The organism is Agromyces sp. NPDC055658 (assembly GCF_053618155.1).
In genome coordinates this window covers 94,185-113,239 of sequence record NZ_JBSHHD010000006.1, presented here as the reverse complement: position 1 = coordinate 113,239, position 19,055 = coordinate 94,185, and the positions used below count along the sequence as shown (strand labels likewise).

19 protein-coding genes are annotated in these 19,055 nt (G+C 72.0%); 9 read left to right on the top strand and 10 right to left on the bottom strand.

The window, feature by feature from the left end; all coding sequences use genetic code 11:
* Positions 1–215: 215 nt before the first annotated feature.
* The gene (locus ACWGPE_RS04900) at positions 216–1,112 is read right to left on the bottom strand and encodes a 3-methyladenine DNA glycosylase (protein WP_275506416.1); all 897 of its coding nucleotides are present in this window, start codon (positions 1,110–1,112) and stop codon (positions 216–218) included.
* A gap of 144 nt (positions 1,113–1,256) precedes the next feature.
* Between ACWGPE_RS04900 and ACWGPE_RS04895 the strand changes: the two genes are divergently transcribed.
* A complete protein-coding gene (locus tag ACWGPE_RS04895) occupies positions 1,257–2,786 on the top strand; it encodes an ATP-dependent DNA ligase (RefSeq protein WP_376930355.1) in 1,530 nt (509 codons plus the stop codon).
* Between the two features lie 31 nt (positions 2,787–2,817).
* Positions 2,818–4,659, top strand: a complete 1,842-nt coding sequence (locus ACWGPE_RS04890) for an SLC13 family permease (RefSeq protein ID WP_376930356.1) — start codon at positions 2,818–2,820, stop codon at positions 4,657–4,659.
* A 6-nt stretch (positions 4,660–4,665) separates the two neighbouring features.
* On the opposite strand, the gene ACWGPE_RS04885 is transcribed toward ACWGPE_RS04890, so the two are convergent.
* The 3 genes from ACWGPE_RS04885 to ACWGPE_RS04875 all read right to left on the bottom strand — a co-directional run bounded on the left by ACWGPE_RS04885 (position 4,666) and on the right by ACWGPE_RS04875 (position 6,904).
* The gene (locus tag ACWGPE_RS04885) at positions 4,666–4,989 is read right to left on the bottom strand and encodes a TfoX/Sxy family protein (protein WP_231431851.1); all 324 of its coding nucleotides are present in this window, start codon (positions 4,987–4,989) and stop codon (positions 4,666–4,668) included.
* Between the two features lie 25 nt (positions 4,990–5,014).
* The gene (locus tag ACWGPE_RS04880) at positions 5,015–5,620 is read right to left on the bottom strand and encodes a dihydrofolate reductase family protein (RefSeq protein WP_452048263.1); all 606 of its coding nucleotides are present in this window, start codon (positions 5,618–5,620) and stop codon (positions 5,015–5,017) included.
* Positions 5,621–5,893: 273 nt separating this feature from the next.
* On the bottom strand, positions 5,894–6,904 hold the full coding sequence (locus ACWGPE_RS04875) for a GlxA family transcriptional regulator (RefSeq protein WP_452048262.1): 1,011 nt from the start codon (positions 6,902–6,904) through the stop codon (positions 5,894–5,896).
* A 73-nt stretch (positions 6,905–6,977) separates the two neighbouring features.
* On the opposite strand from ACWGPE_RS04875, the gene ACWGPE_RS04870 reads away from it, so the two are divergent.
* Positions 6,978–7,763: an MBL fold metallo-hydrolase gene (locus ACWGPE_RS04870; RefSeq protein ID WP_452048261.1), complete on the top strand. Its 786-nt coding sequence runs from the start codon at positions 6,978–6,980 to the stop codon at positions 7,761–7,763.
* A 69-nt stretch (positions 7,764–7,832) separates the two neighbouring features.
* Here the strand turns inward: ACWGPE_RS04870 and ACWGPE_RS04865 are convergent, their stop codons facing one another.
* A complete protein-coding gene (locus ACWGPE_RS04865) occupies positions 7,833–9,125 on the bottom strand; it encodes an MFS transporter (protein WP_452048260.1) in 1,293 nt (430 codons plus the stop codon).
* Between the two features lie 66 nt (positions 9,126–9,191).
* Here ACWGPE_RS04865 and ACWGPE_RS04860 point away from each other — a divergent pair, with 66 nt between their 5' ends.
* Positions 9,192–9,770 carry a CGNR zinc finger domain-containing protein gene (locus ACWGPE_RS04860; RefSeq protein ID WP_231431846.1) on the top strand — a complete coding sequence of 193 codons (579 nt, stop codon included), beginning with the start codon at positions 9,192–9,194 and terminating at the stop codon, positions 9,768–9,770.
* A 51-nt stretch (positions 9,771–9,821) separates the two neighbouring features.
* Positions 9,822–10,247: a VOC family protein gene (locus ACWGPE_RS04855; RefSeq protein WP_231431845.1), complete on the top strand. Its 426-nt coding sequence runs from the start codon at positions 9,822–9,824 to the stop codon at positions 10,245–10,247.
* 3 nt (positions 10,248–10,250) lie between these two features.
* On the opposite strand, the gene ACWGPE_RS04850 is transcribed toward ACWGPE_RS04855, so the two are convergent.
* Positions 10,251–11,156, bottom strand: a complete 906-nt coding sequence (locus tag ACWGPE_RS04850) for an alpha/beta fold hydrolase (protein WP_452048259.1) — start codon at positions 11,154–11,156, stop codon at positions 10,251–10,253.
* Positions 11,157–11,168: 12 nt separating this feature from the next.
* Positions 11,169–12,095: an alpha/beta fold hydrolase gene (locus ACWGPE_RS04845; protein WP_452048258.1), complete on the bottom strand. Its 927-nt coding sequence runs from the start codon at positions 12,093–12,095 to the stop codon at positions 11,169–11,171.
* 77 nt (positions 12,096–12,172) lie between these two features.
* Here ACWGPE_RS04845 and ACWGPE_RS04840 point away from each other — a divergent pair, with 77 nt between their 5' ends.
* A complete protein-coding gene (locus tag ACWGPE_RS04840) occupies positions 12,173–12,727 on the top strand; it encodes a TetR/AcrR family transcriptional regulator (protein ID WP_275506425.1) in 555 nt (184 codons plus the stop codon).
* 384 nt (positions 12,728–13,111) lie between these two features.
* On the opposite strand, the gene ACWGPE_RS04835 is transcribed toward ACWGPE_RS04840, so the two are convergent.
* Positions 13,112–13,333, bottom strand: a complete 222-nt coding sequence (locus tag ACWGPE_RS04835; protein ID WP_452048257.1) for a hypothetical protein — start codon at positions 13,331–13,333, stop codon at positions 13,112–13,114.
* A 31-nt stretch (positions 13,334–13,364) separates the two neighbouring features.
* On the bottom strand, positions 13,365–15,263 hold the full coding sequence (locus ACWGPE_RS04830; RefSeq protein WP_275506426.1) for a choice-of-anchor A family protein: 1,899 nt from the start codon (positions 15,261–15,263) through the stop codon (positions 13,365–13,367).
* A 225-nt stretch (positions 15,264–15,488) separates the two neighbouring features.
* On the opposite strand from ACWGPE_RS04830, the gene ACWGPE_RS04825 reads away from it, so the two are divergent.
* A complete protein-coding gene (locus tag ACWGPE_RS04825; RefSeq protein WP_275506427.1) occupies positions 15,489–16,280 on the top strand; it encodes a siderophore-interacting protein in 792 nt (263 codons plus the stop codon).
* A gap of 33 nt (positions 16,281–16,313) precedes the next feature.
* Positions 16,314–16,841, top strand: a complete 528-nt coding sequence (locus ACWGPE_RS04820) for a hypothetical protein (RefSeq protein WP_231431838.1) — start codon at positions 16,314–16,316, stop codon at positions 16,839–16,841.
* A gap of 24 nt (positions 16,842–16,865) precedes the next feature.
* On the opposite strand, the gene ACWGPE_RS04815 is transcribed toward ACWGPE_RS04820, so the two are convergent.
* On the bottom strand, positions 16,866–17,819 hold the full coding sequence (locus ACWGPE_RS04815) for a helix-turn-helix transcriptional regulator (protein WP_231431837.1): 954 nt from the start codon (positions 17,817–17,819) through the stop codon (positions 16,866–16,868).
* A gap of 63 nt (positions 17,820–17,882) precedes the next feature.
* Here ACWGPE_RS04815 and ACWGPE_RS04810 point away from each other — a divergent pair, with 63 nt between their 5' ends.
* Positions 17,883–19,049 carry an epoxide hydrolase family protein gene (locus ACWGPE_RS04810; RefSeq protein WP_452048256.1) on the top strand — a complete coding sequence of 389 codons (1,167 nt, stop codon included), beginning with the start codon at positions 17,883–17,885 and terminating at the stop codon, positions 19,047–19,049.
* Positions 19,050–19,055 lie beyond the last annotated feature (6 nt).

The following is a 19,055-nucleotide window of genomic DNA, read 5'->3' as shown; positions in this document are numbered from 1 at the left end:
ATCGTCGCGACGGCGCACCGCTCGCCGCGCTCAGCGGATCCGGCGGGGAATCGCGCCGGCGGCTGTGTGGATTTGTGGATGTGCGGACGCCTCGGGCGTGGATTTGTGGATTCATGGACGCCTCGGGTGTGGATTTGTGGACTTGTGGACGCCTCCACGGAAGTGGATCTCCCGCCCAGCCAGATTCAGCCCGATTCAGCCCGATTCAGCCCGATTCAGCGCGATCTCGTCGACGTGCCGGCCGTCGCCGGCGTCGACCTTGCGAACGCGGCATCGAGGATGCTGCGCCGGAGCCCGTTCGCCCGCTCGGCGAACCCGCGCTGCCGACGCACGTACTCGGCCTTGCCGTCGGGCGTCTCGATGCGCACGGGCTCGCCGCCCCACGGCTCCATGTCGTAGGGCGACGCCTGCATGTCGAGATAGCGGATGTCCCTGGCCAGCTCGAACGCGTCGAGCAGCAGCTCGCCGGGCACGAGCGGACCGAGCTTCACGGCCCACTTGTAGACGTCCATGTTGGCGTGCAGGCAGCCGGGCTGTTCGAGCCTCGGCTGCGTCTCGCGGGTCGGCTCGAAGCGGTTGCGCGGCACCGCGTCGGCCGTGAAGAACCGGTAGGCGTCGATGTGGGTGCAGCGCAGCTCGTGCGCTTCGACGACCTCGTCGGTCGCGGCCTGGCCGAGCCGCAGCGGCACGGGGTGGCGGTGCTCGCGCTGGCGGTACACCATCGCCCACTCGTGCAGCCCGAAGCATCCGAACGCGCCCTGGCGTGACGCCGTGAGCCGCAGCATGCGCTCGACGGTCGCGAGCATCGGTCCCTTCTCCGCCTGCATCGCGTCACGGTCGACGACGAGCGATCCGGGGGAGCGGCCGGCGCCGTACCAGCGCCACTCGGCGCGAGGCGTGCCTGCGGCGCCGTCGAGCTCGAGGCCGGGGCCGGGATGCCAGCGGCGCAGCAGGCTCGGCGAGTACGAGTAGTACGTGAAGAGGAAGTCCTCGATGGGGTGCTTCTCGCGCGCCGCCGCGCGGGCGCGATGACCGGTCGTGAGGGCGTCGGCCCGCTCGGCGTGCGCCCCGGCGCGGGCACGCCAGTCGTCGGCGGCGAGCACGGTGGTCATGCTCCAAGGGTACGTTCCCGGCCGGTCGAGGAGCGCGAAGCGCGTATCGAGGCCACCGTCGGCGAGGGCTCGTGGTCTCGATACGCCCCTGCGCGCCCACTCGACCACGGATCGCATGTCGGCGGCGGGTGCGAGACTGGGCGCGTGCTGCTCCAAGAGCTCGTCACCACCGCCGACGCCGTCGCGTCGACCCGGTCGCGCCTCGCGAAGGTCGACGCGCTCGCCGAACTGCTGCGCCGACTCGAACCCGACGAGATCGCGCCCGCCGTGGGCTTCCTCGTCGGCAAGCCGCGACAGGGTCGGGTCGGCGTCGGCTGGCGCGGGCTCGCCGCCGCGGTCGATGCCACGCAGGCGGCAGTCGAGCCGTCGCTCACGGTCGACGAGCTCGACGAGACGCTCGACCGGCTCGCCGCGGCGGGCGGTGCCGGCTCGTCGGGCGACCGTGCTCGCGAACTGGCCGACCTGCTCGGGCGCGCGACCGACCGCGAGCAGCACTTCCTCGGCGGCGTGCTGCTCGGCGAGATGCGCACGGGGGCGCTCGAGGGCGTGCTCACCGATGCGATCGCACGCGCGGCCGACCGGCCGGGCGACGTCGTGCGCCGTGCGGCCATGCTCTCGGGCGACCTCGGCGAGACCGCGCGGCTCGCGCTCACCGGTACGGTCGAACAGCTCGAGGCGGTCGGGCTCGTCGTGGGTCGGCCCGTGCTGCCGATGCTCGCCGCGACCGCATCGACGCCGACCGCCGCGATCGAGCTCACGGGTGAGGCATCCGTCGAGTACAAGCTCGACGGCGCGCGCATCCAGGTGCATCGCGAGGGCGACGACGTGCGGGTCTTCACGCGCAATCTCGCCGACGTCACGCACCGGCTGCCCGAGGTCGTCGAGGTGGTGCGTTCGCTGCCCGTGCGCGACGTGATCCTCGACGGCGAGACGCTCTCGCTCGACGAAGAGGGGGCGCCGCGCCCCTTCCAAGAGACGATGTCGCGGTTCGGCGCCGAGCGCGCCCGCGAGACGGTGCTGCATCCCTGGTTCTTCGACGTGCTGCATGTCGACGGACGCGACCTGCTCGACGAGCCGCTCGCGACGCGGCTCGCCGAGCTCGAGCGCATCGCGCCCGCGCACCGCATCCCCGGAGAGGTGACCGCCGACGCCGAGACGGCCGAGCGGGTCTCGGCCGAGGCGCTCGCAGCGGGGCAGGAGGGGGTCGTCGTCAAGGCGATCGGCTCGACGTATGCCGCCGGGCGGCGCGGGTCGAGCTGGGTCAAGGTCAAGCCGGTGCACACGTACGACCTCGTCGTGCTCGCGTGCGAGTGGGGTTCGGGGCGCCGCACGGGCTGGCTCTCCAACCTGCACCTCGGCGCACTCGATCCCGATGGCGAGTTCGGCGAGCCCGGCGGCTACGTCATGGTCGGCAAGACGTTCAAGGGCCTCACCGACGAGCTGCTGCGTTGGCAGACCGAGCGCTTCCAAGAGATCGAGGTGCGGCGCACCCCGCACACGGTCTGGGTCGAGCCGGTCACCGTCGTCGAGATCGCGATCGACGGCGTGCAGCGGTCGAGCCGCTACCCCGGCGGCATCGCCCTGCGCTTCGCGCGCGTCAAGGGCTATCGCGACGACAAGCGGCCGGCCGATGCCGACACGATCCAGACCCTGCGGGGGCTGCTGCGCGGGTGACGGCCGGTCGCCCGGCCGATACTGTGGCAGCGTGAACTGGCAACTGCTGGTTGTGCTCACCCTGCTCGTCGCGTCGATCGTGATGTTCGCGATCAACCGTCCGCGCATGGACGTCGTCGCGGTGGGTCTCCTCGTCGCCCTTCCGCTCACCGGGGTGCTGACGGTCCCTGAGACGCTGTCTGGGTTCTCCGACCCCAACGTCGTGCTCATCGCCGCGCTCTTCGTGATCGGCGAAGGGCTCTCGCGCACCGGGCTCACCTACCGGCTGGGCGACTGGCTCTCGGCGAGGGCCGGAACGAGCAGTACCCGGCTCATCGTGCTGCTCATGCTGAGCGTCGCGCTGCTGGGCGCCTTCATGAGCTCGACCGGGGTCGTGGCGATCTTCATCCCGGTCGTGCTGAGCATCGCCACGCGACTGCGCATCTCGCCGCGCCAGCTCATGATGCCGCTGAGCTTCGCCGCGCTCATCAGCGGCATGCTGACCCTCATCGCCACCGCGCCGAACCTCGTGATCGACGCCGAGCTCGTGCGTGCGGGCGAAGCGGGGTTCGGGTTCTTCTCGGTCACCCCGTTCGGGCTCGTGGTGCTCGCGCTCGGCATCGGCTACCTGCTGATCGCCCGCCGGTTCCTCGGCGCCGACACGGCCGACGACTCGGCAGCGGACGACCGCACGTACGGTCACCTCATGCGCGACTACCGGCTCGCCGACCGCGATCGGCGAGTGCAGGTCGGGCGCGGGTCGCCGCTCATCGGGCGGAGTCCCACCGAGATCGACCTGCACCGGCACGGCATGCGCGTCATCGCCGTGGAGCGCCGTCGGTGGCTGCAGCGCACGCTCCGCGTCACGGCGACCGGACTGTCGTCACCGGTCGTCAGGGGCGACGTGCTGCTCGTCGACGTCTTCGCACCTCGCGACGACCTCGCCGAGGACCTGCGCCGCCTGCACCTGCGCGTCCTCCCGGTCGACGAGGGGTTCCTCGCCGAGCGATCCCGCGAAGTGGGCCTCGGCGAGGTGATGCCGCCGCCGAATTCGGCCGCGCTGGGCCGGACCGTCGGCGAACTGCGCACCCGCGAGCTGTACCGGATCGACGTGATCGGCCTGCGTCGCGGCACCGAGGCGTTGCCGGGCTCGCTCGCCGCCGAACGCGTACGACTGGGCGACACCCTGCTCGTCGTCGGGGCCTGGGACGACGTCAAGCGGCTCACCGCCCGCAGCACGGACTTCGTCGCACTCGAGCTTCCCGCCGAGGTGCGCGAGCAGTCGCCCGCGGCGAACCGCGCGCCGTACGCGCTGCTCAGCGTCGTCGTCATGGTCGTGCTCATGGTCACGGGCATCGTGCCGAACGTGATCGCCGCGCTCATCGCGTGCCTCATGATGGGCGCGTTCGGCTGCATCGACATGCCGAGCGCCTACCGGTCGATCCACTGGCCGACGCTGTTGCTGATCGTGGGCATGCTGCCCTTCGCGCTCGCCCTCGAACGCACGGGCGGCATCGACCTCGCGGTCGACGCCCTGACCGGCCTCCTCGGCGAGGGGAGTCCCGTCGTGCTGCTCGCGGGCCTGTTCGCCACGACCGCGGTGATCGGGCTGTTCGTGTCGAACACCGCCACGGCGGTGCTCATGGGGCCCGTGGCGATCGCCACCGCCGAGAAGCTCGGGGCCTCGCCGTACCCGTTCGCGATGGTCGTCATGCTGGCAGCCTCGGCCGCGTTCATGACGCCCGTGTCGTCGCCCGTGAACACGCTCGTGCTCGGACCGGGCCGCTATCGGTTCGCGGACTTCATGCGGATCGGCTCGCCGTTCGCCCTCGTCGTGATGATCGTGGCGATCACCATGGTTCCCTGGCTGCTGCCGCTGTACCCGAACGGTTGAGCCGTCTCAGCGCGGCGTGATCGAGTCGACGAACTCGTACGCCTCACGCGCGACCTCGCGCCACCGATCGACGCCCTCGCCGACGGGCACGACCGCCCACTCCCGCATCGGTCGCCCGCGCATCACCATGTTGTCGAGGCCGGACTCCTCGATGCGGTCGGCATCGAGCTTCACGACGAGGTCGCCCTGCGACGACACGAACGCGAAGAACTTGCCGCGCACCGACAGGCCCTCCGAGCCGAACATGCGGCCGAAGCCCACGTCGGGCTCGGCGAGCAATGCCGGCGCGAGCTCTTCGAGGAGTGCGAAGCCCTCGTCGCGCGTCGCCACGTCGTCGGTCCTCCCGCTCAGACGTTCACCCGTCGACCCTGATCCCCGTCACCGGGACTCCGGCCCGGTCGTACGCGAGGCCGATCGCGCCGCTGCGGTACGTGCGCGCGGGCTCGGCGAGGGTGAACGCCGCCGGCTTCACCCCGTCGCGGAAGACCCGCTTGCCGGTGCCGAACGCGACCGGGTAGACGAACAGGTTCAACCGGTCGACGAGGTCCTCGTCGAGGAGGGTCTGCAGCAGGTCGCCGCTGCCGATCGTGTGGATCTCCGTGAACCGCTCCTTCACGGCGGGCAGGTCGCGTGCGGCGTCGCCGAGCACGGTCGTGCCCTCCCACTCCGGGTCGCGGAGCGTGCGCGAGACGACGAACTTCGGCACCGCGTCGAACTTCTCGGCGATCGGACCCGTCTGGTGCGGCCAGTACGCCGCGAAGATGTCGTAGGTCTTGCGTCCGAGCAGCAGCGCGTCGAGCCGGTCGATGCCGGCCATGATGTCGGCACCGTTCTCGTCGTCGAGGTACGGCGCCTGCCATCCGCCGTACGGAAACCCGTGCTCCTCGTCTTCGTCGGGGCCGCCCGGGGCCTGGTACACCCCGTCGAGCGTGACGAACAGGTCGGCGGCGATGATGCCCATGATTCGCTCCTTCGCATGCCGGGCGGTACGGCCGCCTCGGCTCGTCGTCGGTGCGGTTCGCGGGCGTGCTCCGCACCGCTCCCCATCATTCGCGCCTTCGGCCGGGGATGGAACCCCCGGGCGGGATGCCGCAACGGCAGCGTCACCGGGCCGCCGCCCGGGCCGGGGCATCCCGGTCACGGATGCCTCGGCCTCCGCCGGCCGAGCTGTAGGAACTCGCGCGCGGCACGCCCGTGCCGGGTCCCGGATGATCGGCGTGCCGCGCGAGAGTTCCTACAGCTCCGCCGGGGATGCCGCCGCCGACGTCGGCCGAGAAGCTGTCGTCCGCCCTCGGAAGAGCGCGCGATGCGCCGCGGGGCTCACGCCGAGCCGGCGCTGGAAGTGGTGACGCAGCGTGACGGCGCTGCCGAAGCCCGATCTCGCGGCGACGAGCTCGACCGGGACGTCGTCGCTCTCGAGCATCGACCTCGCATGGTCGATGCGCTGCTCGAGCAGCCACTGCTGCGGACTCGTCGCCGTTCGATCGCGGAACCGCCTGGTGAAGGTGCGCCGGGAGAGGTGCACCGCCCTGGCCCACGAGTCGAGGTCGATCGGGTCGGCCACGCGCGCCCTGGCCCATGCCATCGCCACCTCGATGGGATCGTCGCCCGCGGGATCGGCGATCGGCACCGGGATGTACTGCGCCTGTGAGCCGCTGCGATGCGGTGCGAGCACGAGCGACCGGGCGTACCGGGTGGCCGCGGCGCTGCCGTGGTCGGCGCGAACGAGGTGCAGGCAGCAGTCGAGCGCGGCGGCGACGCCCGCGGAGGTGACGACGTCGCCGAGGTCCGACCAGAGGATGTCGCGGCGGACGACGACGCCGGGATGCTCGTCGGCGAGGCGGTCGGCGAGCGCCCAGTGCGTCGTGACCTCACGGCCGTCGGCGATGCCGGAGGCGGCGACGACGAACGCGCCGAGGCAGAGTCCGACGATGCGCACGCCGCGAGCGTGGGCCGTGCGGATCGACTCGAGCAGCCGCCCGGACGGCTCGCGATCGACGGACCAGCTCGGGATCACGATCGTATCCGCGTCGTCGAACGCCTCGAGCCCCGCGTCGACCGCGATCGAGAAGCCGGCTCCGGTCGTGAGCGAACCGGGCCGCTCGGCGCAGACCGTCACCCGGTAGAGCGCTTCGGCGCCGTCGAGGCCCGCCGCCCCGAGCACGAGCGTGGGCACCGAGAGGTGGAACGGGCTCATTCCGTCGAACGCGAGCACGACCACGCGGGGCAGGGGCGAGGCATCCATGTTGGCCCGATCTTATCGCAGCATCGCCTGCGGGCCACTGGCTCGACAGTGTTCGAGCCGCGAGCATCGGAACATGACCGAAACCTCCACGTCCACGACCACCGCCGCCACCGCCCTGTCCGTCCGTCTGGTCGGCGGCCCGACGCTCGCGTTCGAGTACGCGGGCCTGACCTTCCTCACCGACCCCACCTTCGACGAGCCGGGCGTGTACCCGGGCCGCGTCGACCTGCACAAGCTCACCGGTCCGGCGCTCTCGCCCGACGAGCTCGGCCGCATCGATGTCGTGCTGCTCTCGCACGACGAGCACGCCGACAACCTCGACCACGCCGGGCGCGACCTGCTCGCCCGGGTGCCGAAGGTGTTCTCGACGCCCGGCGCGGCCGAGCGCATCCCAGGCGTGACGGGGCTCGAGAACTGGCAGACCGTGCAGGTCGGCGACGTCGAGGTGACCGGTGTTCCGGCGCTGCACGGCCCGGAGGGCGCCGAGGCCGTGACGGGCGTCGTGACCGGGTTCGTGCTGCGGGCTCCGGGCGAGCCGGTCGTGTACGTCTCGGGCGACAACGCCTCGGTCGACGTGGTGCGCGAGGTCGCCGAGCGGGTCGGGCCGATCGAGGTCGCGATCCTGTTCGCGGGCGGGGCGAACGTCGGCGCGTTCGGCGACGTCGACATCACGCTCAACTCGGGCACGGCGATCGCGGCGGCGATCGCGCTCGGCGATGCGCTGATCGTGCCCGTGCACGCCGAGGGCTGGGGTCACTTCACCGAGGGCGTCGACGAGCTCGCGCGTGCGTTCGCACGAGCGGGGCTCGCCGATCGCCTCCGCGTGCCCGTCCGGGGCGAGAGCGTCTCCGTCGGCTGATCGGCCCGCCCCCGACCGGGTGCCCGCCGTGCCGCGACGGCGGGCACCCGCACCGCGCACGACCGGCGCTCAGTGCTGCTCGCCCACCGGCCCGGGCGCCCCGGCCAGACGACGTCGCCAGACGACGACGTAGCCGGCCGCGGCCACGACCGCGACGACGGTCGCGGCCGTGAAGACCGACTCGACGCCGAACGAGGCCGCGCCGAGGCCGGCGATCGCCGAGCCGAGGGGCAGCGCGCCCCAGCTGATGACGCGCGACGCGGCGTACACCCGGCCGATGAGCCCGGCGGGCGTCGTCCGCTGCCGGATGACCGAGACGACGATGCGCCAGATGCTCGAGCCCGCCCCTGCGACGACGACGCCGGCGGCGACGGCCCACAACGGCGCGCCGAACGCCGACGGGGCGACGAGGGCGATCGTGCCGAGGCAGTCGACGAAGAGCAGCACGCCACTGCCGAACGTGCGTTGCAGCGCGCTCGTCACGAGCGACGCGCCGATGCCGCCCGCGGCCATCGCCGTGAGCAGCCAGCCGTACGCGGCGGGGGAGAGGCCGAGCGGCCCTGGTGCGACGGCGTGCACGACGAAGAGCGCGAGCCACATGCCCCACACGAGGTTCATCGCCGCGGTGAGCAGCGTCAGCGAGCGCTGCAGCGGATGCCGCCACAGGAAGAGGATGCCGTCGCGCACCCGGCCGGCCCGGGCGGAAGGTGCGCCGCCGCCCGCCGTCGTCGCGACACCGGACCGTGACCGACGCCATCCCGCGGCGAGCCCGACGGCGGCGAGGCCCGCGAGCGCGTACAGGCCGCTGCCCGTCGCGGCGGACAGCGCCGACGAGATGCCGACGAGCCATCCCGCGAGCGGTGGGCCGACGAGCTGGTTCGCGACGTTCACGGTCGCCTCGAGGCGGGCGTTCGCGCTCGTCAGGGCGCTGCCGGGCACGGTCGCCGGCACGGCGGCGACGAGCGACGTGTCGACGAGGGTCTCGGCGACACCGTAGACGAACGCGGCACCGAGCACGGCCGCGATGACGGGCCCGTCGAGCACGACGACGACGGCGAGCCCCGCGAAGGCGATCACGCGGATCGCGTTGACGGTCGCAAGCAGGCGCGGTGCCGGGACCCGGTCGACGATCCACCCCGCGTGCAGCCCGAAGAGCGGCCACGCGATCGTCGCGATCGTCGCGACGAGCGCGATCTCACCCGGCGACGCGCCGGCGGTGAGCGCGATGAGGGGCAGGGCGGTGAGCATGACCCCGTCGCCGAGGTTGGCGGCGCCCGCGCCGGCCCACAGCCAGCCGAACGGCCCGGGCTTCGTCGCCTCGTCGGTCGCCTCGTCGATCACCTCACCAGTAAAATGCTCCATAGCGGTGAGGCTACGCTTGGAGTGTGTAACCTGTCAATCCCATCGAACAGGTGAGAGAATGGGTCAGTGGAATTCGAACACGTCGCGAACTCCCTCGCGCTCGAACTCGTGAACTCGGTGACCGGCCGCGACCAGAAGACCGACTGGCTCGCCGACCCCGCGGTCGCCGCAGCGTGGGCCGACTCGCTCGGGCTGCCGCTCGAGGCGACGATCGACGAGCAGGGCCATCGGCGGCTCGCCCGGCTCCGCACCGCGATCACGGAGGTGTTCGCCGCGATCGCCGCGGGCGAGACCGGCGATCCCGCGGCGGTGCGCGTCATCGCGACCGCCCACGCCCGCGGCCTCGAGGCCCACGGATTCGTCGTCGACGGAGCATCCGTCTCGCGCGACTGGCCCGAGCGCTGGGGCGTCGAGGCCCTCGTCGCCCGCTTCGCCGAGTCGGCGGTCGACGAGCTCACGGGCGACCGGCTCGCGCGCGTGAAGGAGTGCCCGAGCTGCGGTTGGCTGTTCGTCGACACGAGCCGCAACCACGCGCGCCGCTGGTGCTCGATGGAGATGTGCGGCAATCGCGACAAGGCCTACCGGCACTACCATCGCCGTCGCACCGCGATCGACCCGGTGGAGGATGTCGCGGGCCCGGCGTAGCCTGTGCCGCGTGACGGCCGCGACCGCCGGCCGCTCGAGGAGGGACGGACGATGGCCAACCTGGTCGTGCACTTCGAGATCCACGCGAGCGAGCCGCAGCGGCTCGTCGACTTCTACTCCCAGCTGCTCGGGTGGAGCTTCACGCAGTTCGGCGACACGCCCTACTGGGTGATCGACACCGGTGAGGGCGCCATCGGCAACGTCGAGGGCAAGCCGGGCAACGGCATCAACGGCGGGCTCACGCAGCGACAGGGTCCTGCGCCCGAACCCGGTGCCGCGGTCAACGGCTGCAACATCGTGGTCGGCGTCGATGACGTCGATGCCCTCTTCGCGCGAGGCATCGAACTCGGCGGGACCGAGGCGCTGCCGCCCGAGGACATGGAGGGCGTCGGCCGCGGCGCCTACCTCCACGACCCCGACGGCAACCTGTTCGGGCTCATCACGCCGGTGATGAGCGACGGCACGACGGCCATGTAGTGCTCACCCCGCGCGCTCGAACCAGTCGAGTGCGAGCGCCGAGACGGCGTCGGAGGCGTCGTCGGTGATGAAGTGCGCGGCGCCGTCGACGAAGGCGAACTCGAGGCGGTCGGCGAACCGGGCCGGATCGCCCGAGATCCGCCGCACGAGGTCTTCGGTGAACGGCTCGTCGTGGCGGCCGAACACGATCAGCGTCGGGGCATGCAGGCGCTGCTTCTTGTAGGCCCCGCGGAAGATCCGGCCCGCCTCGGGCAGGATCATGCCGCGGTACAGCCTGCCGATCGCGCCGTCGATCTCGGGTCGGCGCGTCGGTGAGAGGTACGACTCCACCGTCTCGGGCGCGAAGCCCTGCGCCGCGTACTCGTCGGTGAAGAGCCAGGCGAGCGAGCGGCCGCGTCGGTGCAGGCTGAGCGGCGGCAGGTGATCGAGCCCGCTCATCAGCTTCGGGCTGAACGACATGAACGTCGGCGGCACCGAGAGCATCACCATCGAGGCGACGCGCTCGGGGTGGGCATAGGCGAACTGCGCTCCCGTGATCGCACCCATGTCGTGGCAGACGAGCCGCACCCGGTCGAGCTCGAGCACGTCGAGCAGGGCGACGAGGTCGTGCAGTCGCGTCTCGCGCCGGATGCGCGGGTCGTCGGCCGCCGTCCAACCCGCGCCGCGGAGGTCGGGGCAGATCGCCCGGTACCCGTGCTCGGCGAGCCGCGGTGCGATCTCGCGCCACTGCCACCAGTGCTGCGGGAATCCGTGCAGCAGCACGACCGGCTCGCCCTCGCCGATCGCGGCGACATGGCTGCGCAGGCCGGGCGTCTCGACGACGAAGTGGTCGAAGCCGGTCGCCGCAGGCAACGGCGGCGACCAGGTCGACGCGTCGGCGGGGACGGTGCGGGGAACGGATGCGTCCATGATGACCTCCGGCTACTCGGTGCGTGGGGACGGCTCGGTCGTGCGCCCGAAGTGGTCGAGCGCGAGCTCGGCGACCGCGTCGGGCGCATCGTCGACGATGAAGTGCGCGGCGTCGTCGACGAACGCGAGCCCGAAGTCGTCGGCGTACCGGTCGGCGTCGCGGCACAGTCGCCTGATGAGCGACTCGTCCCAGGGGTGGTCGAGGCGGCCGAACACGACGAGCGTCGGGGGGTGCAGCCGCTGTCGGCGGTACTCGCCGCGTGCGAACCGCAGCGACATCGGTATCGCCATGCCGCCGAAGATCCGGCGGACGGCGCCGTCGACCTCGGGGCGCGACGCGGGCGCCAGGTGCGCCGCGACCGTCGCAGCCGACGGCGGGTGCGCGATGTGGCCCTCGTCGTAGAGCCAGTCGAGCGAGCGGCCCGGGCGGTGCGCGAGGAGCCGCGGCATGTGCCGGAACCCCGGCGCGAGCTTCGGGCTGAACCCCATGAAGAACGGCGGCACCGAGAGCTGCACGAGGGAGCGAACGCGCTCGGGATGCCGGTACGCGAGCTGAGCGGCCGGGATCGCGCCCATGTCGTGGGCGAGGAACCGCGATCGTTCGAGGGCGAGCGCGTCGAGGAGGGCGATCAGGTCGTCGAGGTACGTCTCGGGCCCGATGCGCGGGTCGACCGCCTCGGTCCAGCCCGTGCCGCGCAGGTCGGGGCAGACGGCCCGAAAGCCGGCGGTGGCGAGCCGTGGCGCGACCTCCCGCCACATCCACCAGTGTTCGGGGAATCCGTGCAGCAGCACGACGGGTTCGCCCTCGCCGATCGTCGCCACGTGGCTGCGCAGTCCGGGCGTCTCGACGACCAGATGCTCGAAGCCGGGCGCGTCGGGCAGCGGCGGCGACCAGGTGGGTGCTCGGGCCTCGAGCGTGTGGCGTGCGTGCTCGTCCATGACGACTCCTTCGTCGCGGCGCTACTACGTTCGTAGTAGGACTATGTTCATAGTAGACCCGAACGAGCGAGGTGTACATGCCCACGACCCGAGATCGTGCCCTCGATGCGGCGATCGAGCTGCTCGGCACCGAGGGGGTGCGCGCGCTCACCCACGCCAGGGTCGATGCGGCCGCCGGGCTGCCCGCCGGCAGCACCTCGAACTGGTTCCGCACCCGCAGGTCGCTCCTCGCCGGCTGCGTCGACCACCTCGCCGAGCAGGAGCGCGCCGACTTCGACTCCTCCGGCGCGCCGGCCCCCCGCAGCCCCGACGAGTTCGTCGAGGGGCTCTGCCAGATCTTCGACCTGCAGACCGGACCGCTCGCCGCGAGAACCCGAGCGCGGTACTCGCTGTGGCTCGAGCTCGGCAGCGACCCTGAGCTCGGCGCCCCGCTGCGCCGGCAGCGACTCGAGTTCGAACGCTGGACGGAAGCCTTCCTGGTCGGCTTCGGCATGCCGCACCCGGCGACCGCGACGAAGACCGTCATGGCGCTCGGCGACGGACTGGTCCTGCACCGGCTCACCGTCGACCCGGTGCTCGACGCGCGACCCCTCCTCGAGCGGGCGGTGCGCGCACTCATGGCAGAGGCGTAGCGGTCGCACAGCCCGAGGCGAGGCATCCGGGCAATGCTCGCTGCCGACGTGAGGAGCCAGCCATGACCGACCGAACCGACGCCCGATCGACGAACACCGCCCGCGAGGCCGACCGCCGCTGGGTCGACGCCGACGGCAACGAGATCGACGAGGACCACCGGGGCCTCGTCCACGACATCCGCACCCTCGTCGATCGCCGTCGCGCACTCGGCATCTTCGGCGGCATCGGGCTCACGACGCTGCCCTCGTCGGAGCCGGCGTCTGCCTCTGGCGCTGCGATCGCGCCGGGAACTACTCGTTGTGCTCCCCGGGCGTCGAGCACGAGAACTACCCGCGCGGCGTGCAGGCGACCGACGAGACGGGTACCGTGCGGTCCACCTCCATCTACCCCGCCTGCAATTCGGGGCGCTGGCCGCACATCCACTTCGAGATCTGCTCCGACGTCGACAACGCGGTCGCCTCGGGGCCGATCGTGAAGACCTCGCAGATCGCGCTGCCCGAAGAGGTCGACTTGCTCGTCTGCGCGACGAGCGGCGATGAGCAGAGCGTGCGCGGCGCCACCCCGAGAACGAGGATGCCTCGTGCCGCAGGTGCGGCACGAGGCATCCTCGTTCGATCAGGGCCGGAACCCCGTTGCTCAGGCCTTCCGGCGGCGGGCGGCTACGAACAGTGCGGCACCGACCAGCAGGGCGAGCCCGCCGGCGATCATCGGCGCGAGGCCGTCGAAGCCCGTCTCGGCGAGGTCGCCGTCACCCGGAGTCGCCGGGCTGGACGGCGACGGGCTCGGCGACGGGCCGGGCCCGGGCGACGGCGTCGGCGTCACCGCGGCGGCGGTGTTCGTCACCGTGACCTCGACGTTCTCGCCGTCGGCGATCGTGACGGTCGAAGCGCTGAGCTCGGGCGTGCCCCACTCGATGCCGTCGATCGCGGGCAGGTCGACCTCTTCGAACGTGACGACCGTGCCGGCGGGCAGGTCCTGCGGTCCGTCCACGACCGTGCCGTCGGCCGGCAGCGAGAGTGCTCCGTCGACGGTCTCGCCGCCGAGGTCGTACGAGTACGCGAGCGTGAAGGTCGTGCCGGCGGGAACATCGCCCGCCGCGTCGCCCTCGATCTCCTTCGAGGCCGAGAAGCCGCCGGCCGTCGTGACGACGTCGGCTCCGGCGCGGTTCGTGACGCTCACGAGCGTGTTCGCGCCCTCGGCGATCGTGACCTGTTCGGGACTGATCGTCGGGGTGCCCCATTCGACACCGGGGACGGCGGGCAGGTCGACCTCCTCGAAGTCGACGATCGTGCCGACCGGCAGGTCCTGCGGGCCGTCGACGACCGTGCCGTCGGCGAGGAGGGTGAGCTGGTCGGTGACGGTCTCGCCGTCGAGGTCGTACGAGTACGCGAGCGTGAACTCGGTCTCGGCGGGCACGTCGCCGGCTTCGGGGCCGGACACGGTCTTCGCGGCCGAGAAGCCGCCGACCTTCTGGCAGCCGAGCGGGCCGCCGCCGGTCCAGGGGTAGTTGTGCAGCTCGTTGCCCGCGCCGCGGGTGGTGAGGTCGCCGCCGACGTGCACGCGACCGTTGGTCGAGGCTGTGATCTCGGCGTCGGCGTTCGGCGCGAGGATCGAGCCCATGACCTGGCTCGTGCCGCCGACGAGCAGCGTCGTCGTGTCGGTGAAGTTCCAGAGGATGCGCGATGCGGCGTTGCCGAACTCGGCGCTCGTGAGGTCGTCGACGCGCACGCCGTCGATCGCGAAGTAGTTCGGCGCGAACGCCACGTCGTCGCCGCCGGTGACGTTGATGACGATCGGCGCATCCGTGGGCACCGAGGTGAACGTGATCTCGGTGATCGCCGAGATCGCACCGGTGTCGAGCGTGAAGACCTGCGGGTCGTCGCCGGGCGTGCCGACGAACTCGACCTGGTTGCCCGAGACGAGCGTGGTGCCGGTGGCAGGGTGGCCCGCGAGATCGGCCGAGGCGTCGGCGACGACGGTGTGGAAGTCGGCGTTCGGGTCCATCGCGGCGGCCTGGCCGAGGCCGGTCTGGGCTCCGCCGCCGTTCGTGACGACGGTGCCGGTCGAGGTGCCGCCGACCTTCACGGCGCCGCCACCGGTGATGTTCGCGCCGACGTCGAGCGTCGTCGTCGCGCCGACGACGAGGTCGCCGCCGACCGCGAGCATGGTCTCGCCGCCCGCCGGCACGATGCCCGAGCCCGCGCCGACCACGCCGACGTTGAACACGCCGCCGCTCGTCTTGTCGAAGGTCGCGTTGCCGCGCACGAGCAGGAGCCCCTCGGATTCGGCCGCGCTCGAGGTCGCGTGGAAGTCGCCTCCGGCGTAGACCGCGACATTCGAGTCGGTGTACGTGGGCACCGAGCCGATCGGCGGGGCTTCGCCGTCGGGCGGGCAGAGCGGCAGCGGTTCGGCGGCGTTGGCAGGCGCGGCGGGCGCCGCGGTGGCGAGTGCCACGGCGCCGATCAGGGCCAGGCTTCCGGCGGCGGCGATGGTCGCGCCCGTGCGGAGGGCGCGTCGGATTCGTTGGGGCTTCACGTCTCGGGCTCTCTGTGTTGCAGACGGGGGGATGAGTCGGCGTCGTGCGGGCGCACGATGATCCCACTCGAACAGAGAGACGGTGACGGCGGCGAATCATGACGCAGGTCGCGCGAGTTTTTCAGGTTTCCTTTCGAAGGGCCGGCCGTCGGGGCGTGTCGAGCGGGATGCGCGATCGGTTCGCATCAGTTAGGTTAGGTTTACCTAAGTAGCATGGAGGGCCCTGTGGCAGTCAGCAACATCGCGATCACGCACGCATCGAGCGGCGTCGTCGAGGCCGAGGTCACGAGGGCGGCGCGAATCTCGCCGCACTTCGTGCGCCTGACCGTCGCGGGCGACGGGATCGCCGACTGGCGCCACCTCGGATTCGACCAGTGGTTCCGGCTCGCGGTGCCGACCGCCGGCGACACTCGCTTCGACAACCTCGCCGAGACGTACGACATGGCCGGCTATCTCCGCTACCTGACGCTGCCGAAGGCGACGCGACCCGTCATCCGCAACTACACCGTGCGCGAGTTCCGCGCCGAGACGGGGGAGATCGACATCGACTTCGTCGTGCACGGCGAGGCCGGTGTGGCCGGGCCCTGGGCGAACGACCTGCCGGTCGGTGCGCGGGTCGCGCTCATCGACCAGGGTTGCGGCTTCCAGCCGGTCGAGTCCGACTGGACGCTGCTCGTCGGCGACGAGAGCGCCCTGCCCGCGGTGCTCGGCATCCTGCGCGACCTTCCGCACGACACCCGGGGTCACGCCATCGTCGAGATCCCCGACGCCGACGACTTCCAGCACGTCGATGCGCCGGCCGGCTTCGATGTGCACTGGGTCATCCGCCGGCCCGAAGCGCCCGCCGGGCGCACCGCCCTCGAGCACCTGCGCGAGCTGCCGTTCCCCGACGGCAGGGTCTACGCGTTCGCCGCAGGCGAGTCGAAGCTGGCGACCGGCGCCCGCCGTCACCTCGTGAACGAGCGCGGCGTGCCGAAGCGGAACGTGTCGTTCTGCGGGTACTGGCGCGCCCGCTGAGCGGCCGGGTCGCCGCGGTCGTAGACTGCGAAGATGGAGGCTCCGTCCAGCACCACGCTGGTCGTCGTCGGAGATGAGACGGCGAGTGCCATCCACGCGCTCGAGAGGTTCGCGAACGTGCGGGCCGCATCGCTGCCCGATGCCTCCGACGCCGAGGTCGCCCGTTGGTCGTCGGGTTCCGATGCCCCGTACGTCGTGCACGACCACGACCCGCTCGCGCACGTCGCCGCGGCCTGGGTGGAGTTCTTCGACGACCTCTCGACCTACGGCGTGCTCGAGCTCGAGATCGCCCGGGCGCTCGAGGCGGCAGGGCGGCACGATCTCAGCGTGCCCGACTACTACGTCGTGATCCACCCCGAGAACCTGCCGGTCACGTGGAAGCACTGGTGGCTCGGCGTGCTCGCGAGCGCGTCGCCCAGTCGCGTCATCCCGTGGCCCGATGCCGACGCCTCGCTCGCGCAGCTGCTGCGCCGGTTGCCCGCCGCGCGGGCGTGGCCGGAGGTCGGCACCTGGCTGCCCACGGTCGCCGCCGCGGTGCCCGACCGCGTCGGACTCGGGTGAGCACGAGCCCGATGCCCCGGCGATTCAACCGGAAGCGGCTCGGGCGTACCGCTCGGAGTAGGTGCGCAGCACCGAACGGAGTTCGGCGGGCGACTCGACCGTGAAGTCCATGCCGAGCATGCCGATGTACGCCGCGATGGTCTCGAGGCTGTCGGCACCCGTCATCAGGACCGAGGTGCCGTCGTCGACCGGTTCGACGGCGCCGACCGCGGGATTGATGCGATCGAGCACGGCCTCGGCGGACGCGGCGATGTGCAGGCGGGCGTGCACGTTCCAGCCCGTCGTCGCGATCGTGCGCATCGCGAAGGCCGTCGGGTCGCCGCCCGGCACCGGCTGCGGATCGAATCGCCGCCGGGTCGGCATGCGGGGCTCGATCCAGTCGACCCGGTAGGTGCCCCACACGCTGCTGCGCGGGTCGCGCGCGATCAGGTGCCAGCGTCGCTGCCAGCTCAGCAGCCGATAGGGCTCGACGAGCACGGGTTCGCCCTTGAAGTCGAAGCGGAGCCACTCGACGTCGCGGATCGCGGCGGCGACGGCCTGCAGCACTGCGGGGTCGACCTCGGGGTCGGGGGCGTCGGTCCCCGTGTTCTCGGGGGCGCGATCGACCGTTCCGTGCAGGGCGGCGACGGTCGGCCGCAGCCTGGCGGGCAGCACCTGCTCGAGCTTCGCGAGCGCCCGCCCGCTCGATTCCTCGATGCCGGCGACGCCGGTGGCGGCGCGCAGGCCGACCGCGACCGCGATCGCCTCCTCGTCGTCGAGCAGCAGCGGCGGCAGCTTGCCGCCGGCGCCGAGCCGGTAGCCGCCGGCCGCGCCGCGGGTCGCGTCGACGGGGTAGCCGAGCTCGCGGAGGCGATCGATGTCGTTGCGGATGGTGCGCGGCGTGACGTCGAGGCGCCGGGCGAGCTCGGACCCGCTCCAGTCGGGGCGAGACTGCAGCAGCGAGAGCAGGGCGAGGAGGCGCGCGGCGGTGTCGGTCATCGCGTCGATCTTCCTTCCGAATTAGGAACGAATCATGCCTATATCGAACGTACCGTCGAAGACATGAACACGACCAGCGCTTCCACCGCCATCCGCCCCTTCCGCATCGAGGTCGCCGAGGCCGAACTCGACGACCTGCGCGAGCGCCTCGCGCGCACCCGGCTGCCCCAGCCCGCCCCGGTCGACGACTGGGATGCCGGCACGCCGAACTCCTATCTCCGCGAGGCCGTGGACCGCTGGCGCGAACTCGACTGGCGCGCCGTCGAGGCCCGCATCAACGCGGTGCCGCACTTCATCACCGAGGTCGACGAGCAGCCGATCCACTTCATCCACGTGCGCTCGCCGCACCCGGGCGCGACGCCGCTGCTGCTCGCGCACACCTACCCCGGCTCGTCGGTCGACTACCTCGACCTCATCGGTCCGCTCGTCGACCCGGTCGCGCACGGCGGCCGCGCCGAGGACGCGTTCGACGTCGTGGTGCCCGACGCCCCGGGCTTCGGCTCCTCGAACCCGGTCGGGGCCGGTTGGACCACTGCCCGCGTGGCCCGCGCCTACGACGAGCTCATGCGCCGGCTCGGGTACGACGAGTACGGCATCCACGGCTCCGACAACGGCGCGCTCGTCGCCCGCGAGCTCGGCCTGCTGAACCCAGACGGCTTCCTCGGGCTCCACGTGCTGCAGCTCTTCTCGTTCCCCTCGGGCGACCCCGCCGAGTTCGAACGGCTCGAGCCGCAGGACTACGCGGGCCTCGAGCACATGCAGTGGTTCCAGTCGGTCGGCGGCTACAACACCATGAATGCGAGCCGTCCGCAGACCGTCGCGGTCGGGCTCAGCGACTCGCCGGTCGGGCTGCTCGCCTACAGCGAGCTCTTCAACTCCTTCGGCAACGGCACGTCGCTCGTGCCGCTCGACGCGATCCTCACCGAGGTCAGCGTCAACTGGTTCGCGAACGCCGCAGCGGGAATGAGCCGCATGTACCTCGAGGACGCCCGTGCGGCTGCGGCGGCGGCCGCGGCGGGGGAGACCCCCGCCGTGAACGCGGCGCCCACCGGGGTCGCCGTGTTCGCCGACGACTTCCAGACGATCAGGGTCTTCGCCGAGCGCGACAACTCGAACATCGTGCACTGGAGTCGCTTCGACCGCGGCGGGCACTTCGCGGCGCTCGAGGTGCCCGAGCTCGTCGTCGGAGACATCCGGAAGTTCTTCGCGGGGCTGCGCTCCGCGGCCTGAACACGT